Annotated in this window: 18 protein-coding genes; 7 read left to right on the top strand and 11 right to left on the bottom strand. The window is 46.7% G+C overall.

The window, feature by feature from the left end:
- Positions 1-23: 23 nt before the first annotated feature.
- From C943_RS17475 to C943_RS17510, 8 genes are all read right to left on the bottom strand, one after another.
- Positions 24-866 carry an N-acetylmuramoyl-L-alanine amidase-like domain-containing protein gene (locus C943_RS17475; protein WP_040481152.1) on the bottom strand — a complete coding sequence of 281 codons (843 nt, stop codon included), beginning with the start codon at positions 864-866 and terminating at the stop codon, positions 24-26.
- A gap of 220 nt (positions 867-1,086) precedes the next feature.
- Positions 1,087-1,737, bottom strand: a complete 651-nt coding sequence (locus C943_RS17480; protein ID WP_008630515.1) for a hypothetical protein — start codon at positions 1,735-1,737, stop codon at positions 1,087-1,089.
- A gap of 5 nt (positions 1,738-1,742) precedes the next feature.
- The gene (locus C943_RS17485) at positions 1,743-2,402 is read right to left on the bottom strand and encodes a hypothetical protein (RefSeq protein WP_157198593.1); all 660 of its coding nucleotides are present in this window, start codon (positions 2,400-2,402) and stop codon (positions 1,743-1,745) included.
- 66 nt (positions 2,403-2,468) lie between these two features.
- Complete coding sequence (locus C943_RS22115) at positions 2,469-2,933, bottom strand: hypothetical protein (protein ID WP_157198594.1); 465 nt, start codon at positions 2,931-2,933, stop codon at positions 2,469-2,471.
- Between the two features lie 420 nt (positions 2,934-3,353).
- The gene (locus tag C943_RS17495; RefSeq protein WP_040481158.1) at positions 3,354-3,605 is read right to left on the bottom strand and encodes a hypothetical protein; all 252 of its coding nucleotides are present in this window, start codon (positions 3,603-3,605) and stop codon (positions 3,354-3,356) included.
- Positions 3,606-3,705: 100 nt separating this feature from the next.
- On the bottom strand, positions 3,706-4,449 hold the full coding sequence (locus C943_RS17500) for a LytR/AlgR family response regulator transcription factor (protein WP_008630529.1): 744 nt from the start codon (positions 4,447-4,449) through the stop codon (positions 3,706-3,708).
- Positions 4,450-4,451: 2 nt separating this feature from the next.
- Entirely contained in the window at positions 4,452-5,270 is an 819-nt protein-coding gene (locus tag C943_RS17505) for a sensor histidine kinase (protein WP_169334635.1), read from the bottom strand.
- 1,426 nt (positions 5,271-6,696) lie between these two features.
- A complete protein-coding gene (locus C943_RS17510; RefSeq protein WP_008630537.1) occupies positions 6,697-9,936 on the bottom strand; it encodes a S41 family peptidase in 3,240 nt (1,079 codons plus the stop codon).
- Positions 9,937-10,186: 250 nt separating this feature from the next.
- On the opposite strand from C943_RS17510, the gene C943_RS17515 reads away from it, so the two are divergent.
- The 4 genes from C943_RS17515 to C943_RS17530 are packed head-to-tail and all read left to right on the top strand — an operon-like array spanning position 10,187 to position 15,324.
- Entirely contained in the window at positions 10,187-10,867 is a 681-nt protein-coding gene (locus C943_RS17515) for a TetR/AcrR family transcriptional regulator (protein ID WP_040481196.1), read from the top strand.
- Positions 10,857-12,557, top strand: coding sequence for a peptidase domain-containing ABC transporter (locus C943_RS17520; protein WP_040481160.1), 1,701 nt, complete (start codon positions 10,857-10,859; stop codon positions 12,555-12,557). Before C943_RS17515 ends, C943_RS17520 begins: the two co-directional genes overlap by 11 nt.
- A gap of 12 nt (positions 12,558-12,569) precedes the next feature.
- Complete coding sequence (locus tag C943_RS17525) at positions 12,570-13,922, top strand: HlyD family secretion protein (RefSeq protein ID WP_008630540.1); 1,353 nt, start codon at positions 12,570-12,572, stop codon at positions 13,920-13,922.
- Between the two features lies 1 nt (position 13,923).
- A complete protein-coding gene (locus tag C943_RS17530; RefSeq protein WP_008630543.1) occupies positions 13,924-15,324 on the top strand; it encodes a TolC family protein in 1,401 nt (466 codons plus the stop codon).
- Positions 15,325-15,361: 37 nt separating this feature from the next.
- On the opposite strand, the gene C943_RS17535 is transcribed toward C943_RS17530, so the two are convergent.
- Together C943_RS17535 and C943_RS17540 are read right to left on the bottom strand one after the other, a co-directional pair.
- Positions 15,362-16,927, bottom strand: coding sequence for a S1 family peptidase (locus C943_RS17535; RefSeq protein ID WP_008630545.1), 1,566 nt, complete (start codon positions 16,925-16,927; stop codon positions 15,362-15,364).
- Positions 16,924-17,796, bottom strand: a complete 873-nt coding sequence (locus C943_RS17540) for a hypothetical protein (RefSeq protein WP_008630547.1) — start codon at positions 17,794-17,796, stop codon at positions 16,924-16,926. Before C943_RS17540 ends, C943_RS17535 begins: the two co-directional genes overlap by 4 nt.
- Before the next feature lie 198 nt (positions 17,797-17,994).
- Here C943_RS17540 and C943_RS17545 point away from each other — a divergent pair, with 198 nt between their 5' ends.
- On the top strand, positions 17,995-18,366 hold the full coding sequence (locus C943_RS17545; RefSeq protein WP_040481165.1) for a BlaI/MecI/CopY family transcriptional regulator: 372 nt from the start codon (positions 17,995-17,997) through the stop codon (positions 18,364-18,366).
- Positions 18,363-20,069, top strand: a complete 1,707-nt coding sequence (locus C943_RS17550; protein ID WP_008630551.1) for a M56 family metallopeptidase — start codon at positions 18,363-18,365, stop codon at positions 20,067-20,069. The genes C943_RS17545 and C943_RS17550 overlap by 4 nt, the downstream gene beginning before the upstream one ends.
- Here C943_RS17550 and C943_RS17555 read toward each other — a convergent pair.
- Complete coding sequence (locus tag C943_RS17555) at positions 20,066-22,204, bottom strand: alpha-glucuronidase family glycosyl hydrolase (RefSeq protein WP_008630553.1); 2,139 nt, start codon at positions 22,202-22,204, stop codon at positions 20,066-20,068. The two genes, C943_RS17550 and C943_RS17555, sit on opposite strands and share 4 nt — an antisense overlap.
- 151 nt (positions 22,205-22,355) lie before the next feature.
- On the opposite strand from C943_RS17555, the gene C943_RS17560 reads away from it, so the two are divergent.
- Positions 22,356-23,999 carry a sodium/sugar symporter gene (locus C943_RS17560; protein WP_008630556.1) on the top strand — a complete coding sequence of 548 codons (1,644 nt, stop codon included), beginning with the start codon at positions 22,356-22,358 and terminating at the stop codon, positions 23,997-23,999.
- Positions 24,000-24,004 lie beyond the last annotated feature (5 nt).

Here is a 24,004-nt window from a genome sequence, read left to right on the forward strand (position 1 = left end):
CCGAGAGCAGCAAACTCACTTTTTCATTTACCAGTCAGCCTTGCGACCATGATGCCGGATTGGGATTTATTGGGCGCTAGGTACTCGGCAAGCGGTTTTTCCGATACTTCGACCATCTTGGAAACAGAACTTGCGTGCATCAAGTGGATTCGCCCATTCTTTTTCACCGCAAATCCCACGTGCACGATGTCGAGATTGGCCATGGAAGCCGTAATGGCAATCAAGTCCCCGGCTTGGATGCCTTGCTCGAGGGAAGCGATCTTTTCTTTGGGAATGTAATGGTAAGTCCTTGCGCCGATGATTTTTTCCCGCTCCTTCAATTCATTGACATAGGCTGGATTGGAAAGTTGGGCGTAGAACTTCGGGTTGGAAGACATAAAGGAAGGTTGGTTCGCGTAAACGACACCGCCGATATCAGCAGTGATGTCCTTGAGTATTCCCTTTTTCGCATTATCCGCAATCCAATCCGAGAAGTAATGCAGGCGTGTGGGATAATCGCCTTGTACACCCTCGATATAGCGGAGATTGGCCAACTGTGTGCTGTAGTCCTCAAAAGTGTAGGTTCCCAATTTTCCCAACCTTGCCAAAGTCACTACTGTCTCCAGGTAAGTGGTGCAATCCAATCCCATCAAGTCAATAACCAACTGCTCATCGCCGGGGATTTCGAGGGTTTTCTCGACGTAGGGAGTTTTCAAAAACCAAGTTCCGACCTCGACGACGAGATCATTGACATCCTGTTTGGAATTGTCGGTTTCGGAGAGTTTTTGTAGAAATCCGTCCAATCGCTCTTTGCTTTCTAGGCTGCAGACGGTTTGTGCAGGAGCAAGGAAAGGAAGGAAAAAAAGCAGGAAAAGGAATTGGCGCATGAATTTTCGGAATTGCTTTCAATTGCCAAAATGCATGATTTTTTTGGGAAAAGCGAAAGTAGAATGAGATATGAGACAAGAGTTAGATAACGGAAATGGGTAACCTCGAGGGTGGAGATGGAAGGCTTTTCGGAAGAGAAGAAAGCTTCGGTGAGTGGCTTGATGATCTCAAAGCTCCCAATGCGCCAATTTGGGTACCACCAATATTTCTACGGTTCGCTTATCCCGGTTCGTTTTGCCGATTTTTCACCAACGAAAATCCCACAGCATACAAGCCATAGGCTGTGATATTGAAGATATTGTGCAGCCACCAAAGTTTTTGACCAAGAATAGTGTTCACCAGCCCGAGGATAAAGAAAGTACAGAAGCAATAGAAAAAGATCCCCAGCAAGATCCAAAAGGCAGTTTTTTTTAAAGGTTGTGGATTTTTTTCCACGATTTCCAACAGTACGAACCCAGCCAAAAATGCTGCGATGACTTGGTAAACTGGATCGAATACCGCGCTAATCAGGAAATTGGATGCAGGTTTGACAAGGGAGAAAATCGTCAATCCAAGCCAATGGAGCAAGGTAAGTACCCACATCAGGGAAACAAACCGCTTCAGGAGCAAATTTCCACTGGAGTATCGAATAAAAGCGAGGAATACCAAGGCTTCTGCAAGCGAGTAAAGGCTGTAGATTAGCGAAGCTACCTTGTTATTCCCTGTTCTCACCCAGGTATAAATGCCTACATCGACGACAAAGGCAAAGAGCAAGAAAACCCAAAAATACCGCAGCCCTTTTTCTAAATACCTTCGTCGCCAAAATCCGATGGACAAAGGCACAAGAATAGAAAAAATCGAAACGATCCGAATCCATTCATCGATTGCCATCACAATCAGGTATTGGATAAAGTTTGACCCCCGACTTTCGCAGCCGCAAATTCATCCCTACATACCCAGAACCCAAGGGCATAGATGATATTGGTGGTGATGTTGACGGCATTATGCAGCCACCAGATTTTGTTTCCGGTCGAAGTGGTGATCATCCCCATGACGAAAAACGTGCAAAAATGATAGAAGAAGATACCGAATACCAACCAAAACACCAGCGGCAACCCATCGCCACGTTTGTTTTCGATCAACTCCAATAGTACAAAGCCCGCAATAAAGGAGTAAGCAACACCGAGGCTTAGCTTAAATGTATTTAACAAGGAATATTCGAAAAGCTGCGCAACCCACAGCAATACCAAACCCAGGAAGACCCATTGGCAGATGACCCTCACCACCCTCGAATTGGCAACCCAGCGCAAAAAAAAGGCATAAAAAGTAAGGTCAATGAGCCAATATAGCGTTCTTACAATCGAATAAAAACCATTGTTGGGATAATGGGCATTGTACCAACCTAGTAAATCCACCAAAAATCCGACAGCCAAGAATGCAAGAAAATACCGTAAGGAAGACGCTCCTTTCTTAACAATCAGCAAACCGATGCCAAGCGGTATCGCGGCGGAGAGGGTCGAAAAAACATTGATAAAATATACTGCTTCGTTATTCATGATCTTGAATCCAAAATACAACAAAGAGGCCAATTCCTTTTAAGAAATTGGCCTTGAAGTCGTTTTTTATGAATTCGGTGGTGGAGGTGTGGATTTTTGAAGCAGTGAATAGCTTTCACCCCCAGATTCACTCATGGTGCTGGGTATAATTTTGCCCGATCTGTCAACGGCGGCGAGAATTGGTCTCAAAAAATTTGGGTAGTGTTCATAGTCTCTACTATAGCCTAAAAGGTAGGCGACTTTTTCAGGCATTTGATTCATGAATTCATGAAATTCATAATTAGTGGCGAAAATCGAAACGACAAACTTCGCATATGGATCTTTGGGATTCAATTCGTTTGAAGCGTGTTTTCGGATTTGATTTCGAAAGTTGGATGCAAATTTCAAAACCAGTCCTTGTTCTATTCTCCCTTCTTTTTTATCGATGTATTTTGAAAACAAATCACCTTTCAGATATTCAACAATAGCATCATACTGATCGTTTTCGCCAAGATAAGGTACTACTACAGGCAATATCAGATCGTTGGCCATGTTGGTAACATCCTCAGGGAGGTCGGGATCGAGCGAATGCAAGGTCTCCAAGGCCAAAAAGAACTCAGGATACCTGTTGTCATCGTAATTTAAACAGTACCAAAGCCTTATATAATTTGCTGATATGTCATTTCGAAAGTGTGCCGCATCAAAAAGCCCTGCAAACGACCCAATGTTGATTCCGCGAACTCTGTCTTGACTTATGGCCAAATATTTACTGACCATATCTGCCCCGAGCCGAACTAATGGGATTAATTCAGGCCCAGATTTCATAGTTTCCTGTTCGGATGAACCATTCGTGATATTCTCCATATTTATGATTTTTGCATTTCTAGGTTTATTTAAAGAAGCGCTGAGACTTAGTTTTTTTCTATTTTAGAAAATCATCCTGCCTTTTTAACATCCCAACTTCCCAACCCCTCACACTTCCACACCCCCCCAATCCTTTTCGCCTTTTCCGAGCCTTTTGGTCAGCTGCATTTCGGCGGATTTGGGTGAGGAGATGCTGATGGTGAATTGACCGCCTTGGAGGCTCTCCACATACCACTGCAGCACATGCGCCCGGTCGTCGAGTTCCACCTCATTCGGGAAACCCATTTCCAAAGCCTGCCCATCCAAAACCAAATGGACCTTGCCTTTTTCCATAAAAGCACTCACCACCAATTTTTTCATCGGGTTAATATACCGCTCTGTCTCCACCCCTGGGAATGGCGATTAGCGGATGTAAAGCTTCCCCTAGAACTTGGTTAGGTTTGGTTAGAAATCGGAGTGGTCAGCGTATCAAACTCAGGAACTCATCCTTTCGCCGCCGCGAGACATCCACATAGCTTCCGTCCTCCATTTTTACTTGTCCGCCTTCGCCCTTGATATACTCACGCACGTATGCCAAGTTGATCAAATGGCTGTTGTGAATTCTAAAAAATCCCTGATTGGCCAGCAACTGCTCGCATTCCTTGAGCGTGCGGGACACGACCATGGGTTTTTGGCTAAGGGTATAAAAAGTCGTGTAGGTATTGTCCGACTCGCATCGGATGATTTCATCAATGGGCACGAATAAAAAGCCTGAAAGCGTAGGGAGGGCAATCTTTTTCTTTTGGTTGGATTGGTTCAGGTTTTCCAGCATTTGCCTGACTTGGGAGAATCCGGCATCTCTTTGTTCTTGGGAACGGAAGCGGTCAAGTGCCTTGTCCAAATCTCCTTGCATGAGTGGTTTCAAGAGGTAATCCACCGCCGCAAGGCGAAAGGCCTGTATGGCATAAGTATCATAGGAAGTCGTGAAAATGACGGAGAATGGGAGCTTGGGATAGGTGGCGAGCCAGTCAAAAGCATTTCCCGGCGGAAGATCCACATCGGAAAAAACCAAGTCGGGCTTTACCTTCTCCACCAAATTACCGGCGTCCGCCAAGTTATAAGCTTGTCCCGCAATCAGGATATCCGTATGTTTTTCCAGCAACTGCTTGAGTTGGGCCTGTGCATGTGGTTCATCTTCAACGATGATGGCCGTAAAAGTCTGCATGGTCAATCTTCAAAAGGGATTCTAAGTTTCACGATTTTTCCCGGTATTCCATCCGTCCTTTCCTCGAGGCTGAATCCGGCATTTTTACCGTTCACTTGGTTCAGCATGGCAAAGCGCTCTTTCATCAAGCTCATGCCGAGGGAGGTTTTTTTCACTTTGGTTTTCAAGTCAAAATCATTTTCAAAATGGCCCCCATTACCGGAATCCTGTATTTGGCAGAGCAGGTGCCATTCGTCCCATTGGGAAATGTTGATCTCGATCTCGCCCCCGCCCGCGACACCGTGCCACACGGCATTTTCCAGAAATGGCTGTATCAGCATCGGGGGAATATGGATGGATTCCGGGTCTAGGGTAGGGTCGACATCAAAGCTGAAGCGGAAGGCTTGGTTGACCCGCAACTGTTCCAATTCCAGGTAGTTCTTGTTGGCTTCGATTTCATCTGCCAAGGGTACCATCTTGACTTCGCTGCTTTCAAGCACATAGCGGATTTGTTGCGAAAACTTCAGCAGGTAATTTCCCGCTTCCTGCACGGGATGGTGGTACATGTAGTGGTGGATGCTGTTGAGGCAGTTGAAGATGAAGTGCGGATTGATTTGGGCTTTGAGGGCCTTGAGCGCCACTTCTGTTTTCTGGAGTTGCAGTTCAGTTTCCTTTTCCCTAAAGACCGCTTCCCGCCGCGAGCGGTAAAAGACAAAGATCAGGAAGGAAAAGGCAATCAAAACCGGGAAAAGGGCGAAAATGACCAAGGTTTTGAATTCGGATTGGGAACCGGCTGAAGACTGTACCAAAAGCATAGGGGGAAAAAAGAAATCCTTTTCCAAAATTGAGCTCAGAAAATGCATTCGACACATAAGAAAATGAAGGAAAACCTAAAATAGGTAAAAAATGTCGAAAGCGATTTGATAAGGTCGATTAATTCCGTTTATAATATCCATTAGGGAGATAATAAAATCATAGTCTTCATTATTATAATGGGGTCCAAAAAGTCCTCGTTACCAGATCGATTGCATTGGTGTTTGCTGCCGTTTTCTACCCATTGTGACCGAATTCAAAGCCAAACCCTCCATTTGCTGTCTAAGGCTATCAAAGCCGATGACAAGATGCTAGGTTCAAGTACTTTTTTACGCGGGTATCTTCTATCACGGTTTTAAGAGACACTAGGGTAGCGTAAGTTTAAATCCAAAGCCACCTCCAAAAGGGGTGGCTTTTGGGTTTATTCTAGGATTTCAGCGGAGAGATCAATCCCTTCGGGATTAAAGCCACGGAGTGGTATTTACCCCGGGTGCAACCCGGAGGCACTCGGGAAAATGAGCGTCAAAGTACTTCCAACCCTGGAAGGGTTGAATTCAAACACTTTCGTGGTTGGTGGATATCCTGTGGATCTGCCATTTCCTTGCCACCGGATTGGCATCCGGGGCCAATAACCCAAGGGTATTCAATCCCTTCGGGATTTGGGGACTTTGACCAATTAGGGAGTTGCGGGCCATCCTGGGATTCCCGCTTCACGTTTTCTCCTGATTGGCATCCGGGGCAAATAATCTTTGGTATTCAATCCCTTTGGGATTTGGATAAAAAGTTCAGGTTCAAATAGATTTATTGCATTCAGCTGTGAGATCAACCCCGAAGGGATTTGGAATAAGGTCGAAATGCCTGATTGATTTGAGAAATGTTGTTGATCAAAAAGGTGAATACGATGAGTAGATGTAATGTTACATCTTTGGCCTAAATGACCGCTGCCGACTGCGAATATTTTTCCAAAGAAGACATTGCTCTCTTGGCACCGTCAAATTGATTTCCAACGATGTTTTGTTGGATTTTGTGCAGAATAGAAAAGAAAGATCTCGTTGACTTTCCGGGATAAGATATTTTGGACTAGACCAAGAAACATAATTCTATTTTCGCAGCCTGCGAGATTTCGACCTTTTTGCAAAGTACCAACCACCTACCCCCAAACCTGAGTTAGTCTAGGTGCAAAGTAATAGTAGTCTAGGTGCAAGGCAGTAGCAAAGTAGTACCAAACTAGGGGATAGCTAGACCTTGCTTGTGGCTCTGATTTATTTTCCATCAATAAAAATACCCGAAGCAATCCTCCGGGTATTTCGTGTTTGTGTTTCTTAGGTCATTTCATTCTGACCCCTGACAAAATTTCGAGTCCTCAAAAAAGCCCTCGCACTTCTAACTTCTAACTTCGTACTTAGTACATCGTACTTCGTACTTCCAACTTCGTCCTTCCAACCTCGTGCTTCCCTATTTCCCCTTCGGCCTCGCATACCTGATTGGCGCTTTGGGTTCTGGTTTGAGTTCGACACTTTGGGTTTCGAGGAGTTTGAGTGCTTCCTGTACGGCTTTTTCCAATTGGGGATCTTTGCCAGCGATCACGTCCTTGGGCGTCTGTTCAACTGGGATATCGGGCGATATGCCGACGCCTTCCACAGCCCATTCGCCATTGATGTCATAGAATCCCCCACGCGGTGCAACCATGCGTCCTCCGTCCACAAACGGTGGCGTATCCCAAGTGCCGACCAATCCACCCCAAGTTTTGGTGCCGATCAGCGGACCGATTTTCATTTTGTTGAAAAGGTAGGGGAGCAGGTCGCCGCCGGATCCTGCGCGCTCGTTGATCAACATGACTTTGGGTCCCCAGATTCCCGCCATCGGGGTGGTGAAGGGCCTTCGGTCGTTGGCGCGGCTATTGAAATAGCCATGGAGCTCACGGGCCATGATATCGACCATGTAGTCTGCGGCCGAACCTCCGCCATTATTCCTTTCGTCGATGACAGCTCCCTTTTTATCCTGCTGCGCAAAATAGTAGCGGTTGAAATACGTGTAGCCAGGACCTCCCGTGTTTGGGACGTAGACGTAAGCGAGTTTGCCCTTTGACAGTTCATCCACTTTTCTGCGGTTACCTTCTACCCAATCCATCATCCGCAACTGACCCTCGTTTTCAACCGGGACCACGGTCAATACCCGTGCATCCTCGCCGTTTGCTTTGGAGCTGACTTTAATTTTGGTCTGCTTGCTCCCCGTGCCTTCAAAGTATTTGTACAGGTTTTCGTTTCCGTTCACAGCTTGTCCGTTGACTTCGAGCAGGTAATCACCCACTTTTACATCGATACCCGGTACTGAAAGCGGCGCGCGGAGGTTTGGGTTCCAAGATTCGCCGTTGTAGATCTTTTTGAAGCGGTATTTTCCTTGGCTGATTTCATAGTCCGCTCCCAAGAGGCCAATGTTGACCGATTCGATCTGCGGAAAATCGCCCCCAGAAGTATAGCTATGCCCCACGGCCACTTCTCCGCCCAAGATGTCGATGATGTAGTTGAGGTCGGTGCGGTGCTTGACATGCTCAACCCAAGGCTTGTACCAGCTATAGATCTCGTTCCAAGGTGCGCCGTGTACATTGTCCACATACAAGAAGTCCCTTTGGAACCTCCAACCTTCGCGGTAGATCTGTGCCCATTCTTCTTTGGGTGTGACTTTGACTTTGAAGCTGGCCAAGGCCTTGAGGCTGCCGTCACCAGGTTTCTTGGGTGCGCCTCCCGTATCCACAATACCCCAGTTGCCATTGGATTGGTACAGGAGCGACTTCCGGTCCTTGGAGACGGTGGCGTAGCTGACATTGGGCATGAAAGCCTCTGCTTTTTTATCCTTGAATTGATAGCGGTGCAGGGTGAGCCCATTTTCGTTGGGGATGCTTTCCAGATAAAATACCACATTCTCAGGCCCTTCCACCAATCCGATATAATTTCGCGCGGGAATATCAACTGCCAAAATACGGTTGGCCAATCCCTCTTCATCGATCACCACCGGTTTGGTTTCACCGTTTTTCGCAGGCTCTTTCTTTTCTGTTTCCTTTGGTTTTTCCTCATCACTTTCGGGAAGCAGCGGTGATTTTCCTGCCTTACTTAAGACCGCCAAATACAAGTTTCGCGTCACGGGCCTGTCATACGAGCTCATGTCCAGCCAGCCTGTATTGAGGCCAAAATTTGTACTCGCAAGGAAGTACAGGTACTCGCCATTGGCATCCCAGATTGGCGTAATCGCATCAGCCATGCTGTCCGTGATCTGGATTTTCTTACCGGTCTCGATCTGGTAGGTGAAAATTGCCTTGAATTGGTTGTCCAAAAGGCGGGCATAGGCTACCCATTTTGAGTCAGGTGACCAAACGGGGTTTAGGCTCCTGTTGGGATGGGCGAAGCGGTCCGTATCGGCAATCTTGGCTGCACCCGTGGCGACATTGACAATCCATAGGTTGTAGTCGGTATCTGTGAAAGCGAGGTGCTTGCCGTCGGGTGCCCATTCGGGTCTGAAGTAAAAGGAATTGTTCGGGAGCTTGATCGCTTTTGGCTTGCTGAGGCCCTCCTGATCGCCAACCATCAGTTGGTATTCGCCACTTTCGTCTGAGAACCAAGCGATTTGTTGCCCGTCGGGCGACCAGACAGGAGACCTGTCGGCAATGCCCGAAGTGTTGGTGATGTTGCGGGCGTCGCCTTTTTCCTTGGGAACTGTAATGATTTCTCCCCTGAATTCAAATACGGCACGTTGCCCAGTCGGGGAAAGGCTTGCATTCGTCAGGCTTCTGCCATTGACTGGTTGCCATCTCTCTCTTGCCCAATGGAAGTCCCCGCGGACATTGATCTCCAACTTTTGGGATTTGCCGGTAGCAGGATTGAGCAGGTGAAGGAAGCCGCCTTGCTCGTAGACGATTTCGGTGCCGTTGCCATCGAGGTTTTTGACATCAAAATCGGCATGGAAAGTCTCCTGCTTCAGGTCATTTGACTTCGGGTCAAAGGACCAAATATTGTTGGCATAGTCCCTTTCAGACAGGAAGAAAACCCGGTTTCCATTCCAAATCGGCTGGGTATGGCGTTCATTGTCTGTCTGGGGAGTCATTTTGAGGGAAAAGTCCTTCAAGTCCACGATCCAAATCGGCTTGGCTTGGCCGCCCCGGTAATTTCTCCACTCAGGGTCCCAAAATGCTATCTGTTGGTAGGCGATGGATTTACCATCGGGAGAGATTTCGCCATTGACGGCACGAGGGATTGGCAAGGCCTCTTCCATGCCTCCCGCGAGTGGAATCTGGTAAAATTTTGATTCGCGGGTTGGCACATTCTCCCGACTGGAAGTGAAAAGGATGTTTTTGCCGTCAGGGGTCCAACCACTGACCAAATCGGCGCCCGGATGCCAAGTCAAGCGTTTCGGTTCGCCACCTTCGGTAGGGATTGCATAAACGTCCGTATTGCCATCGTACTGACCTGTGAAGGCAATCCATTTGCCATCGGGAGAAAACTTTGGAAGGCTTTCACTGCCTTCATTACTTGTCAAGCGGATTGCTTCACCTCCGGTTTTTGCCACTCTCCAAAGGTCATTGGCATGGACAAACACAATGTGTTCCTGGCTGATTGTCGGCTCCCTGAGGAGCATGGTACCTTGGGCATAGGCAGAAATTACTGCCAAAAATGCCAAGGCTGTAATTAGGTTTTTTTTCATTGGGTAGATGTGGATGTGATTTACTTGGGTTTAAACTCCCATAGAAGTTGGAAGGTAAGAATTGATAATGTCAAACTGAAACCTTTTTCCAGACAGCGAAAGAATAACTGTTTTTATGGAAGAGTTGGAAGGGGTTTTCTGCTTTCAATTACCGTTCGACAAATAGTTTGTGAGTATTACAAACTTTTTGTGATTTCAATAAACCTTTTTTCGAAGACATCAGTTAGAGTACATGTTTTTCGATCTGATTATGGAGAGAATTTTACAGAAGCTCAGGGTAGAAGTCAACGGGGATATCTTTTTGAAGGATCCTTTTAGCTCCGATTTGGGCAAGGAAATTATCCAAAAAAGTGTCGCGCTGTTGATCGAATTGGGATTTGAGAGTTTCACTTTCAAAAAGTTGGCTCAGGCTGTGGGCTGTACCGAGTCCGCGATCTACAGGTATTTCGACAACAAGCACAAGCTGCTGCTGTATCTCCATGCTTGGTATTGGGGCTTTTTGGAACAGAATCTGGTCTTTGCAACTGCCAACTTGGATGATCCAAAGAAAAAGTTGGCCATCGCAATCGAAGTCTTGGTAAATGGACCCATATTTACCAAAAATGACTTCATTGATCCGCGTGCGCTGAGGCAGTTGTTGACCGACGAGGCTGCAAAAGCATTGATGACAAAGGAAGTCGATGAGGAGGACCAAAAGGGTTTTTTCGATCAATATTACAAGCTTGGTGCGCGTATTGCCGAGATTATCAAAGAAATCAATCCAGATTATCAGTATCCCAAAACCCTGGTGTCCACGGTGATGGAATCAAGTCTTACACAATCCTATTATGCCAAGCATCTTCCTGGCCTGACCGACGGTATAGCCGGCGGCGATGCTCGGATGGATTTTTTCCACAACCTCGTTTTTAAATCTATATCCCATGAATGCTGACTATGCAATAACCCCCTTGAAAAGGTTTTTCAAACTTCTCAATGAAGAGAAGAAGGAGGTTTATTCCATCTATTTCTATTCGATACTCAATGGTGCCGTTTCCTTGATTTATCCTTTGGGTATACAGGCGATCGTCAACTTTGTGCTTGGAGGCCGGGTGAGTACCGCATGGTTGATCATGGTAATGGTCGTAGCCCTGGGAATTGTCTTCGGTGGCTTTTTGCAGGTGTCGCAGCTCTACCTGACTGAGAAATTGGAGCAGAGGATATTCACCAAGACGGGGTTTGGATTTGCGTATCGACTTCCTCGCTTGAAGTTGGATGAGCTGAGCAAGCAATACACTCCCGAATTGGCCAACCGATTCTTTGATGCGGTCAATCTCCAAAAAGGCATTTCCAAGATATTGATCGACTTTTCCTTTTCGACCGTTCAGATCATTTTTGGGATGATCCTATTGGCCTTGTACAATATCTTCTTCGTGATTTTTAGTTTTGGGCTGATTGCATTGGTCATCCTGATTTTCTACTACACCAGCCCCAAGGGGATGGAAACAAACCTGAAAGTGTCCACAATGAAGTACAAAACGGCTTTTTGGCTCGAGGAGATCGCGCGCACGATGGAGACTTTCAAGTTGGCAGGGAATTCCAAGTTGCCTTTCAAGGCTATCGATAAGTTGCTCCAATCCTATGTGGACTATCGTAACAAACACTTCGGCGTGCTGGTGTTCCAGTACAAGGTCATGATTGCGTTCAAAGCCTTGATCGTGACGACATTGTTGGTTGTGGGTAGTTTGCTTTTGATCGATAACCAAATATCCATTGGCCAGTTCGTAGCGGCTGAAGTCATCATTATCTTGATTGTGAGCTCGGTGGAAAAGATTATTCTTTCCTTGGACGCTGTCTACGATACCTTGACTGCGACGGAAAAGATTGGCCAAATCATGGATATCCCGATGGAACGACAGGAGGGGACAGAGAAATTCCTCCAAACCAACAATGAAAGTCTCCAATTCCAGATTCGCAACCTGAGTTTTAGGTCCAAAAACACCACTCAGGAGATTTTGGACGATGTAAGCTTTGAACTTAAGCCCGGAGACAAAGCCGTATTGACTGGAAAAAGTGGCAGCGGCAAGAGTACCCTGCTGTATCTCATGTCGGGACTTTTCACGGACTACCGAGGCAGGATCATTGTGAATGGCCTTCCGATCGACACGATGAATCTGGAAAGACTACGCAGCTACATTGGGGATAGCCTTTCCCATCAGTCCATTTTCCATGGCAGTATTTATGACAACGTCACCCTCAGTAGGGACGTCGATGACCAAAGAGTGAGAGAGATTTTGGCCTTGGTGGGATTGAAAGACTTTATCTATCAGCTCACCGAGGATTGGGACACAGTGCTTATGCCCGAGGGCGCAGGATTGAGCAAATCCATCAGCAGCAGGATTATCTTGGCAAGGTGTCTCGTGACCCAGCCAAAGGCACTTTTTCTGGAAGATATGATTGCCTTCCTTGAGCCGGACGAGAAAGCGGAAATCATAGAATATATCCTAAATGGTTCTTGGACAGTAATGCTTGTTTCACAGGATTTGGATACGATTGCGAAGTTTCCAAGGGTCATCAAACTCGACCATGGCAAGGTTATCTATGATGGGGATGCGGGTGTTTATGTTTCCATGAACAAAGCTTAAAACGACAAGTCTATGCTAGGTATATCGAAAAATACGATCGGTGCAAACGTCTCCTTTAAGGAATTCAAAAGCATCGACATGACAATCCCGAAGGAGGAGAGCAAAAAAAGGGTCCAAATCCTCATTTGGTTTCTATTGGGGACCTTCCTGTTTTTGTTTTTGCCCTGGACTCAGAATGTGCGCTCGAAGGGATTCGTGACCGCTCTTAGGCCTGACCAACGTCCGCAGACGGTTCATTCCATTATTGCGGGACGGATCGAAAAATGGTATGTGGCAGAAGGCGACTACGTACAAAAAGGTGACACGGTACTCGCGATTTCCGAAATCAAGGATGACTACTTTGACCCATTGCTCCTGGAACGGACGGAGCAGCAGGTAGCGGCAAAAACCCTTTCGGCAAAATCCTATGCCGAGAAAGTGAAAGCCCTCGAGATCCAGATACAGGCCCTGAAGGAAAACAACGTGCTCAGAAGGGAGCAGGCAGAAAATAGGCTCCAAATGGCCGTCCTACAGGTGACTTCAGATAGTATTCGTTTGGAACAGGCGAAGGTGAACTTCAAGATCGGGGAAGAGCAGCTGAAGCGGGCAGATAAGCTTTACAAAGATGGCTTGAGGTCATTGACGGATTTCGAACAAAGGGAATTGCGGTTTCAAGAAGTACAGGCAAGTTTGATTGCTTCTGAAAACAAGCTTTTGCAAAGTATCAATTCAAGAATAGCAGCCCAGATCGAACTCAACGCAATCGACAATGACTTCCGGGACAAAATGGCAAAGGCAAGGGCCGATATGTACGAGGCCATGTCTGCGCAGTTTGATACAGAGGCAACTGTCACCAAGCTCGAAAACCAATACTCGAACTATGAGGTGCGGACCGGCTACCGGCATGTTCTTGCACCGCAGGAGGGATACATTACTCGTGCCATCCAAGTTGGTATTGGCGAGACGATCAAGGAAGGTGCGGAGATCATTTCGATCTTGCCAGGCAATGCCCAGTTGGCTGTGGAGATGTTCGTCGAGCCGGTGGATTTCCCATTGATGCGCATCGGAAACAAGGTCAGGTTCATTTTTGATGGCTGGCCGGCGATTGTGTTCTCAGGTTGGCCGCAAATCACCAATGGTACTTTTGGAGGTATTGTGCAAGCGATCGATAATTTTGCCGGACCGGATGGACGGTATCGGATTTTGGTGATCGAGGATCCTGAGGAAAAACCCTGGCCGCCGGCTTTGCGGATAGGTTCGGGTGCCGACGGCATCGCCTTGTTGAATGATGTGCCCCTTTGGTACGAGATATGGCGACAGCTCAATGGATTCCCGCCGGACTATTATACACAGAGAGAAAAAGCTGAACTAAAAGCCGGGAAATAACATGAGGTACCTTCTTTTTTGTTTCTTTTTCTTAGCATTCGGCACCGCGATCTCCCAAACCGTATTGGGCTATGAGGACTTTATTTCCTGGGTAAAGGCCTATCATCCGGTCTCCAAGCAGGCGGAAATCACGTTGGACTTTGGTGCCCAAACTTTGAGGGCATCAAGGGGCGGATTTGACCCCGTCCTGTACTTTGACTATGACGCCAAGAGGTTTAAGGATTCAAATTATTACGATAAAAGACAAACGGGAGTCCGAGTACCGACATGGGCTGGTGTCGAATTGAAGGGATTGTATGAGTACAACACTGGCAACTTCCTCAATCCTGAACAGGCGCTTCCGCCGGAGGGTTTGTTGGCGGTAGGTGCATCGGTCAATTTGGGCCAAAATCTGATCATGGACCGGCGGCGATTGGCGCTGCGCCAGGCGCAAATCTATGCCGAAGCAACCAAGGCAGAACGGCTTCAGATCCTAAATGACCTGTATATGGAAGCGACGGAGTCCTATTGGGTTTGGTCAGCCGATTTCCAGAATGTAAAGATTTTGGAGGAGGGTGTCGATTTGGCGAAGCAGCGTTTTGAAATGGTCAAGGAAAGCTATATTCAAGGCGACTTTCCGGCAATCGACACCGTTGAGGCCTACACACAGGTGATGGACAGGATTTATAGGCTACAATCTGCCCAAATCCAATTTTTCCGCTCCACACAAATGCTCAATACTTTCCTGTGGGATGAGAATGACAGTCCATTGGATTTGTTGGAGACAATCATTCCGGAGAATGTTTTGGATGAAGTTGAGTTTGCCTACGATAAGGGTGCCCTCAGGGATTATATCTTTTATCATCCACAACTCAGGCTTACCGACTTCGACATCGAGTCCCTGCAAATGGACCGCAGGTATAAGGCTAACCTGTTGTTGCCGGTTATGAAGTTTGATTACAATTTTCTTTCCGAATCCCTGAGTGACTTCAATCAGGCGGTGTTTTTGGAAAACAACTATAAAGCGGGCTTCACCTTTGCCATGCCCCTATTCCTGAGAAGGGAAAGGGGAGACCTCGGATTGGCCAAAGCCAAAATCAACTTCAAGCAGTACCAGCGAGACCTCAAGCTGGTCCAACTCCAAAACAAACTGGAGTCTGAGATTTACAACTTTGAGACCGTGCAATCACAGTTGGGAGTATACAACCAAAACGTCGTCGGTCTCAGGAAACTATTGGCTGGGGAAATGACGAGGTTTGAAATCGGGGAGAGTTCGCTTTTTCTAGTCAATGCGCGTGAGGTCAGCCTTATCGCCGCACAAACCACGCTCAATGACTTGGCAGCCAAACGGAAAGCAGCCTACGCCAAGATGCTCAATGCCGCAGGCTTGGGCTTTGACGAAGTGCTTTTACAGGGAAATTGAGCGAATAGGCTCAAACCTATTCTAACTTGATCTCTTATCAATAAGCGAAAGTGCTAAGGTGCGCCGCTGTGAATGCGGTATAAAAATCCCGAATCCTGATACAATCTTCGCTGTTACCTCGCGCGCCTGTACAGTTCAGCCCATTGGTCTGTGCACCCGAAATCAGGTCCACAGGGAGAGCCGTCACTGCTGCTGTCAGGATGACATTGTATTCATCAGCAAGCAAGGTCACATAGGTCAATATCCCATATTCCCTTCCATCTTCAGGACTTGAAAGGAGTTCTGCGCCATTGGCCATGATGTTGAATTTTTTTCTACCGCTGTCAAACCCGTCATCGACGTAAGAATATTCCTCTACGATCTCGAATCCCGAGATATCAAACGCCTGCGCCAATTCGGTGTAGAAGTATTCATCCAAAAAGGACATGACCTCGTCGATATCCATGGAGTTGATATCGTCAACCTCATCATTTTTAGCCACTGCAAAGGCCAGATATGTAAAGTCGTTGTCCCTGAAGTTGACTTGCAATGCTTCTTCATCTGTACCGGGGCTGATTACCTCCAAGTTGAGACCCTCGGGAACAACCACCACAACTCCGTTTTGGATATCCTCATAGATGTCGAGGCGGATGTTGCTGAGATTCATGTTGATGTTGTACTGCCGAGTGATCTCATCGCTGAGCATCATGATGTTTTCGGGGTCTTCGGCAGTTTCCGTCAATTCGATAATACTTCTGTTTTTTGTAAGATAGAACTCAAAATCCTTGGTCTGCACTGGCCGAAGCTGGTTGGAATTTTGATAGATTTCTTCTATCGAATCCCCATCTTCGCTAGTAAATACAGTTGATGAAAATAGGCTTCGGTTGCCCGCTACATTCGAAGGCAACTGAGTAATACTAGAACTTTCCAAGTCCGCTATATACTTCGCAGGGATGGCCCAACTTATATTGACTGTACCTTTTTCCAAACCACCGCTACCGATTCCAACCAATCTGCCCTGATTATCGAATATTGGAGCACCAGAATTGCTTGGAAGGAGGTTTCCAGTACCGAAAAACAGAATATCCAAATCTAGGTTAAGGCTTGAAGACGCCATCAAATCCCTTTTTATTTTATCCGGCAAGAGGTTATTCAGTGTTTCTTTTGGATGTATGCGCCCAGTAATCAGGGTACGGGTCGGTATTCCAGAAGATCCCTCCAGCAACCCAATACAATGTACCTCCTTGCTTGCCGTGATTTTTTCGGTATTGGCATTCAAAATAGGGGCTACGTTGGTGAAATTTTGATCATTTCTCACTAATTCCAGAAGTACAAGGTCAGCCATTGGTAGGACTTTCTTGATTCTTGCTTCCCTGAATGCCGCCTGTTTCGCATATTTTACCTCGATCTTCCAGCCTGGTCTCATGCCATGCAAAGCGGTGACGATTTGATTTGGTTGTTTCCAAACAAACCCTGTCAACACATTCTTTTGCTTTGTACCGTTGACATCCGTTACCCAAATGTGAACGACAGAATTGATTGCTTTATCCGGATCAAAGGACTGTGCTGAGGCCTCCATTTGGAAAACCGAAATAACGAAAATCGTAAAGAGTAGATTTCTCATGATTTGAAGAGTTTGGCTAAAAGTTGATAAATGGTGAATCTTTGCTGTTCGTTGAATTTCTGTTGGAGTTGATTTACCAGGATTCCAAAATTTGATTGGTCACCCAAGAGGGCTTGTTCGATCGCACCAGCCTCGGTCTTTCCAGCAACGAGGGAAACAAAAGACGATTTGAATTTTGTGAAATCCGCAGGAGGCGCCACACAAAGGATGTCTCTGATCGTGAGCAGCACTTGGCCCTTATCTGCCTCAGGGATGCTTCTATCAACTTCCTCAGCGAAATCAGCCCAGAATCCTCCTGGTGCTTTAAAAGCTTCGATAATCTCACTTGTTTCCGTGCCTGAATTAGCACCACTGAGGTAATCGCAGTCCTGTGCTTCTATCGTACCTGAGTAAAGTACACTTGCTTGCCTTACGACTTTTCCCGAATCGGCCTTTATAAATCCCGTGATCATCGCCCTCGCATCTTCGTCGCTGTAGCCGATGGATCGGTATTCTTCCATTTTGTCCAAAAGGCTTGGCGCAAAGGGGTCGTTGGCTCTCAGATAAAGACCTAGCAAAATACCAACGACTGAAAAAAGCCCAAATGAGCCGATTCGGAGGCTTTTGAGGGAGTCGAGGAACTTTTCATTCAACCCGATCAAAACAGCCAAAAGTGAAGAAATCGTCGCGATTACGCCGCTGACGACTGGCGAAACTGATAGACCCAACAAGATTCCAAGCAGCAGGCCGATGCCGAGTCCATTGAAAACTGCCGAAAATCCCGAGAGAAAAGTCACTTTGACTGGACCTGCTTGCGGATCTCCGACGATCCACTCCTTCGTAGAATTGATCAATTCCTTTGCTACGTGTTCTTTTTGCTCTTCTTCCATTTGATTGAGGGTAAAAAATCAGAAAATAATATTATGATTTGTTATAAAATATTCATCTATCTAATTGAATATTTCAAAAGGTATATAATTATCCATATTTAATTTGATTTTTCAAAGTTTTGAAGAAATTTTCAACCTGACACCAATAAGTTTAATATTTATTCTATATTTGTAGAATAACATCTATCCGTGTAGAATATGAACTTAACGAACGCCGAGGAGCAATTGATGAACTTTATCTGGAGTAGGGGTTCAGCATTTATGAAGGATATTTCGGATGACTATCCTGAGCCAAAGCCTGCACCCACCACAATAGCGACGCTGCTTAAGCGGCTGATTGAAAAAGGGGCGATTTCTTACCGCACCTTTGGTAACTCGCGGGAATATTACCCGCTTGTGGACAAATCCGGGTATTTCTCCAAAAAGGTCAACGAGATCGTAAAGAACTTCTTTGATGGTTCCCCTAGTCAGTTTGCCTCTTTCTTTACACGGGAGACGGCCATGGACACCAAGCAGTTGGAGTCCCTAAAGGCCATTATCGAAGAACAACTAAAATCCAAAAAGCCATGATTTCCTTCCTTCTTCTTTCAACTTTGGCCCTGGTCCTTTTCCTTTTGTTTTATCAGTTGGTTCTGGAAAGGGAAAAGATGTTCGTGTTCAATCGGTATTTTCTCCTCTTTACCCTGGCATTGGGTTTTTTGATTCCATTTGTTGAGTTATCAAAACCTTTCGCCCCACAGCGGCCTGTTGAAATACTCAAAGCAAGTATCGACGGTTTTGCCACACCAGAGCTTGAGGGGGCAAACAGCACCGTGATTTCGGTTCCTGAAGACCAGGTGCATCGGATAGTAAACCAGCCTGACCTTGGAGTAAACGGGACGCAAGTATTGATAGGGATTTATTTGTTGGGTCTGGGGTTCTTTTTGGGAAGATTTGCTTACCAGCTATTCACGATTTCAAAGACTATCAGGACTGCCGAGAAACTCAAACAGTCCGGCTACACGATTGTGTTGATGAGCGTTCCGATCCAGCCATTTGCTTTTTGGAAGTATTTGTTTCTTTCCAAAGATGCCTATGAACACGGGCAGCTTGAGCCTGACATTATCAGTCACGAACTTTGCCACATCCGGGAAAAGCACACTTTGGATATCATTTTGATAGAGTTTTTGAAAGTGGTCTTTTGGTTCAACCCTGTTTTTCTCCTCTACAAAAGGTATATCCAACTTAATCACGAATACCTCGCGGACGATGCAGTTATCAGGCAATCCGGAAAGGTGGTAGACTACCAAAGGCTTTTGCTTTCCAAGGTAAATGCGAATGATATTTACTCCGCCGGGTTTGGTAGTGCTTTCCATTTTTCCGAAACCAAAAGGCGACTAATCATGATCGGGAAACAAGCGAACCCGGCTCGGATAAAGTGGCTTCAATTTGCTGCTGCGATATTAGTTTTGACGGTTTTACTTGGACTCAGCCCGGCTAAATACGATGGTACTTGGAATATGCAAGCTACGGCTCTGTCTGAACAAACAGGCGACTATGAAGCAATCCTAACCGCTGCAATGGAACCTGAAAATCCTTATGTTCTGAGCCTAGCTCGTTTGGATATTGGCGCATTGAAAAGGGCGTACGACCAAGTTCCACCCGAACAAAGGGGGAACATCACCGAGTTCCCCTTCCTTGAGGGATTGGCATATGAAAAATTACTGGAATTAAAGGGATCTGATCGGGCATCAAATGTTTGGTTTTTGTATCAAACCCCGCCCGAAAAGCAGGTCATTTCTAACGAGGTGTTTGAAAATTGGAAGAAATCCAAGGGGTTGGAGTTGGAGATCGATGGACAGAAAAAGGAGGTGAATGCGCTTGATAGCCACAAACCATCCGATTTTGCGCTTTTTGAAGTTCGTGGCATCGAAGAAAGGGGTTTTTTGAAACGGCGTAGATATTCAGTAAAGCTGTCAACCCACGCCTACTATGACGCACAATTTATTCGCAAGCCCAAGAAATTGAATGAAGTAACTCTTCAATTGGTGGATGGAGAACGTTACGTGGTATACTATGCAATGAGCTGGGTCAAGATGAATGAGGAAACCAAAGAATTGGAAGAATACTGGCCAGAAAACTACGAGGCATCGATATTACATGCCTTCCAAATGCTCGACCCAAAGGAACTTGAGCTTCGCAAAAACTCGGTGATCTACGATATCGGAAAGCAATTCTCGATCACGGTAGAAAAGGGTAAAACAAAATTTTTCCTGTCATTTTCGACCATCTAAATTCCTGGTACAAAATTCCTTTTGAAGTTGAGGTAATAGTTTAAGTCATGCAGGGGTTTTTCCACGCTTTGTGGCAGCGGTTTTCCCGAAAACTGCTGGAAATACAGCAGGCATGAATCCCGCCACCATACCGCTTCCTCAACCTGTATCCGCAGAAATGATGCGATGTGTTGGTATCGTTCGGGATCAATTTTGCCCTCGAGTTGTATCCATTGCCCCTCCATCCACCGGGCCCCCTCGACGCCCCGCTGATAGCGCAAGGCCATTTCATTCCAAAGCGTATTCCCTGTGGACAATTCGAAATCCCAGGGTACGCGATGGAACCACAACAGGTAATCCAAGGAGATTGTGCTGGGATTCCCCCATGCTTTTTCCCATTCAGGTGCATACTGGGCAAGGGCGTTGCTTCCGCCGGCAGTACGGTCAAAACCGATGCTATCCTTTGTCGCCCTGTGGTAGTAGGTCGCTGTCCAATCCTCCCTTCCTCCGCCCGTTACCCAAGGTCCCGGACCCCAGTGGTGACTCCGCGCCATGATGTGGTGCAATCCCAAGGGCGTCATGTACTCGACGAGAATCGGGTAGGATTTCATCATGATGCCCTTTGTGGTATTGATAAAATCTTGGTCCTGCATAAAAGTCATCTTTATCCAATCCGTGGCAATTCGATCGACATCAGCGTCGGGATTCCAAGCGAGCTTGCCAAAGGCATACCAATCGGCCTGGGCCGTCGGATGCCCGGTCCAATTGCGATCGGTGCCGATATTGGCAACTCCCGCGATGCCGGTCAGGGAATAGGGGTGGACCTTGCCCTGCAGGACCTTGCTGACCGTGCTGCCTTTTCCCTCGGCGTAGGTATCGGCGTCAAGTATTTCCCGCCACATGCTTGCTAAATTTACCCAATGGGTGTCCTGCCCCAGGTATTCTTTGGTGATTTGGAATTCCATCATCAAAGGGGTCTTCGGCATGGCACCGAATAGCGGATGGAAAGGCTCACGGGGCTGGAAGTCGAGTGGGCCGTTTTTTACCTGAACGATCACATTTTCCCGAAACTTTCCGTCCAAGGGCTTGAACTCGTCATAGGCTTGTCGGATACGGTCTGTCGGGGTTTTTTCATTGTAGACAAATGCACGCCACATGACGATTCCTCCAAAAGGTTTGACGGCTTCTGCGAGCATATTGGCACCTTCGGCTTGGGTCCTGCCATAGTTGTGTGGTCCGGGTTGGCCCTCGGAGTCGGCTTTGACGAGGAAGCCGCCAAAATCAGGGATGTATCCGTAAATCTCCTTCGCCTTGTTTTTCCACCATTGCTGCACTGCAGGGTGTAGTGGGTCTGCTGTCGGTAGGTTGTCCAAAATCATGGGCGCGTTGAATCTGGCAGTCAGATAGACCTTGATACCATAGGGTCGAAACGCATCCGCAAGCGCTTTCGCTTTTTCCAAATATTCAGGCGTCAGGACCAAGGCGTTGGCGTTGACGTTGGTCACGGAAACTCCATTGATGCCGATGGACGCGTTCGCCCGCGCGTAATCGATGTATTGTTGGTCGATGTGCTTGGGCAACCGGTGCCAGTTCCAAATGCTGAATCCAGCATAGCCGCGCTCGACGGTACGGTTTAGATTGTCCCAATGGTTGAGCAGGCGGAGTTGGATTTTCGGGTTTTCCAATATTTCAAATCCATCAAGCGGGGTTCTGGTCTGGACAGCTTTCAAAAAGCCGAATGTCCCGTAGAGAAGGCCCTTATCTGTTTTTCCAATAATATACAGCCTACCAGCTTGCGACTTGATCCAATATCCTTCCTCCGTGATTTGCGACAATTCAGATTTCCAAGCTGCTTGAAGGTTTGCGGGAACTGATTCGATTGTTCCGATCCAAAGGCGTGCGTCGGGGTTTTGCTGGAATTCAGGTTTATGTTTTTTGGCAAAGAATCCTTCGGCAGCAATCTCTATTTCCTCCTTTATCACGGAGATAGTCTGTGAATTCCCGACGACCGAAATCTTTAAAAAATAGGGCAAGCAAGAGGCCTCATGCTCTGCATTTTCGAAGGGATAATATTGCAGCCAAAGCTTATATCCGTCGTTTGCGAATGTCAGCGAAAAGCACAGGAAAAAGGCCAAGCTGAGGGTAAATTGCTTCATGCCGTTCAACAGGTTTGGTTCCCGATAAATATACAAAAACAGTTAGCGGATTTGCCGAAAACATTATATTTGGAAACATTACGGTTTAGAAATGAAAAATATTCTTTTCAATCGATTCCGAACAAAAAACCAAAACAATAAACCATAACCCATGCTATTAGAACCATTAGACCTAATTGTTTTTGTCGGGTATTGCTGCCTGATCATTGGGATGGGCCTCTTTGTTTCGCGAGAAAAAAAGGGCCACGTCAAGGATTCCAAAGACTATTTCCTCGCCTCCAAAGCGCTGCCCTGGTGGGCAGTCGGAGCATCCCTAATTGCCTCCAATATTTCGGCGGAGCAGTTCATCGGGATGTCGGGATCCGGCTTTGCGATGGGTTTGGCGATTTCCACATATGAATGGATGGCAGCTGCCACACTCTTGGTTGTGGCGATCTTTTTTCTCCCGGTTTACATCAAAAAAGGCATTTACACCATGCCGGGCTTTTTGCTCGATAGGTATGACTCGAGGGTGCGGACGACGATGGCTATTTTTTGGCTTTTGCTGTATGTGTTCGTAAACCTCACTTCGGTATTGTATCTCGGCGCATTGAGCTTGAATACCATTTTGGACATTCCGATGACGACTGCGATAATCGGGTTGGCGCTATTTGCTATGGTTTATTCGATCTACGGCGGTCTCAAGGCAGTTGCATGGACTGACGTTGTACAGGTCATTTTTCTCATAGCGGGTGGCTTGGCTACGACTTATATTGCCCTACAAATAGTTGGAGGGGGGGATGCTTGGGAAGGATTGGGAATGTTGAGAAAGGAAGTACCCGGACATTTTTCAATGATTTTTTCCAAAGGAGAAATGATGATTTCCGACGGTAAAGGCGGGGTAAGGGACGCCTACCTCGATCTTCCGGGCATCAGTGTATTGGTTGGTGGAATGTGGATTACCAATCTGAGTTATTGGGGCTTCAATCAGTACATTACCCAAAGGGCTTTGGCCGCCAAAGACCTCAACCAAGCGCAACTCGGGGTGATTTTTGCAGGATTCCTGAAGCTTTTGATGCCTTTGATCGTCGTGATTCCTGGTATTGCGGCTTGGGTGATCGTGAAGAACGGTATTGATGTCAATTTCATCGCTTCGATGAACGATCCAGTTACGGGATTGATCAAGTCCGATAGAGCCTATCCAACTTTGCTGCAGATTTTACCGACAGGGCTTAAGGGTCTTGCCTTTGCTGCTTTGACTGCGGCGATTGTTTCTTCCCTTGCGTCGATGGCCAACAGTACTTCCACAATTTTCACGATGGACATTTACAGGGAATTTATCAATAAGAACGCTTCGGAAACCAAACAGGTAGCAGTAGGTCGGATTACCGCACTGGTTGCTTTTGTAGTTGCGGCCGTTGTTGCTCCTGCATTGGGCAATCTCGATCAGGCATTCCAGTTTATCCAGGAATACACGGGCTTTGTTTCTCCGGGTGTATTTGCGATTTTCTTCTTTGGTGTATTTTGGAAGAAAACGACATCCAATGCTGCGCTTACCGCTGCGATCTTGACAATTCCATTGTCCACCGTGTTGAAATTCGGGCTTCCAAACCTGCCGTTCATCGATAGGATGGGCGTGGTATTCTTGATCATTTCTGCATTGATCATCGCGATCAGTCTTTACGAGGGCAAAGGTAAAGACCATCCCAAGAGCATCGAAGTCAACAAGGAGCTTTTCAGGACAAGTACCACTTTCAAGATCGGCGCTATGTTAATAGCCGGTATCATCGCTGCTTTGTACATCATTTTCTGGTAAGATCA

Source organism: Mariniradius saccharolyticus AK6 (assembly GCF_000330725.2).
GTDB lineage: Bacteria > Bacteroidota > Bacteroidia > Cytophagales > Cyclobacteriaceae > Mariniradius > Mariniradius saccharolyticus.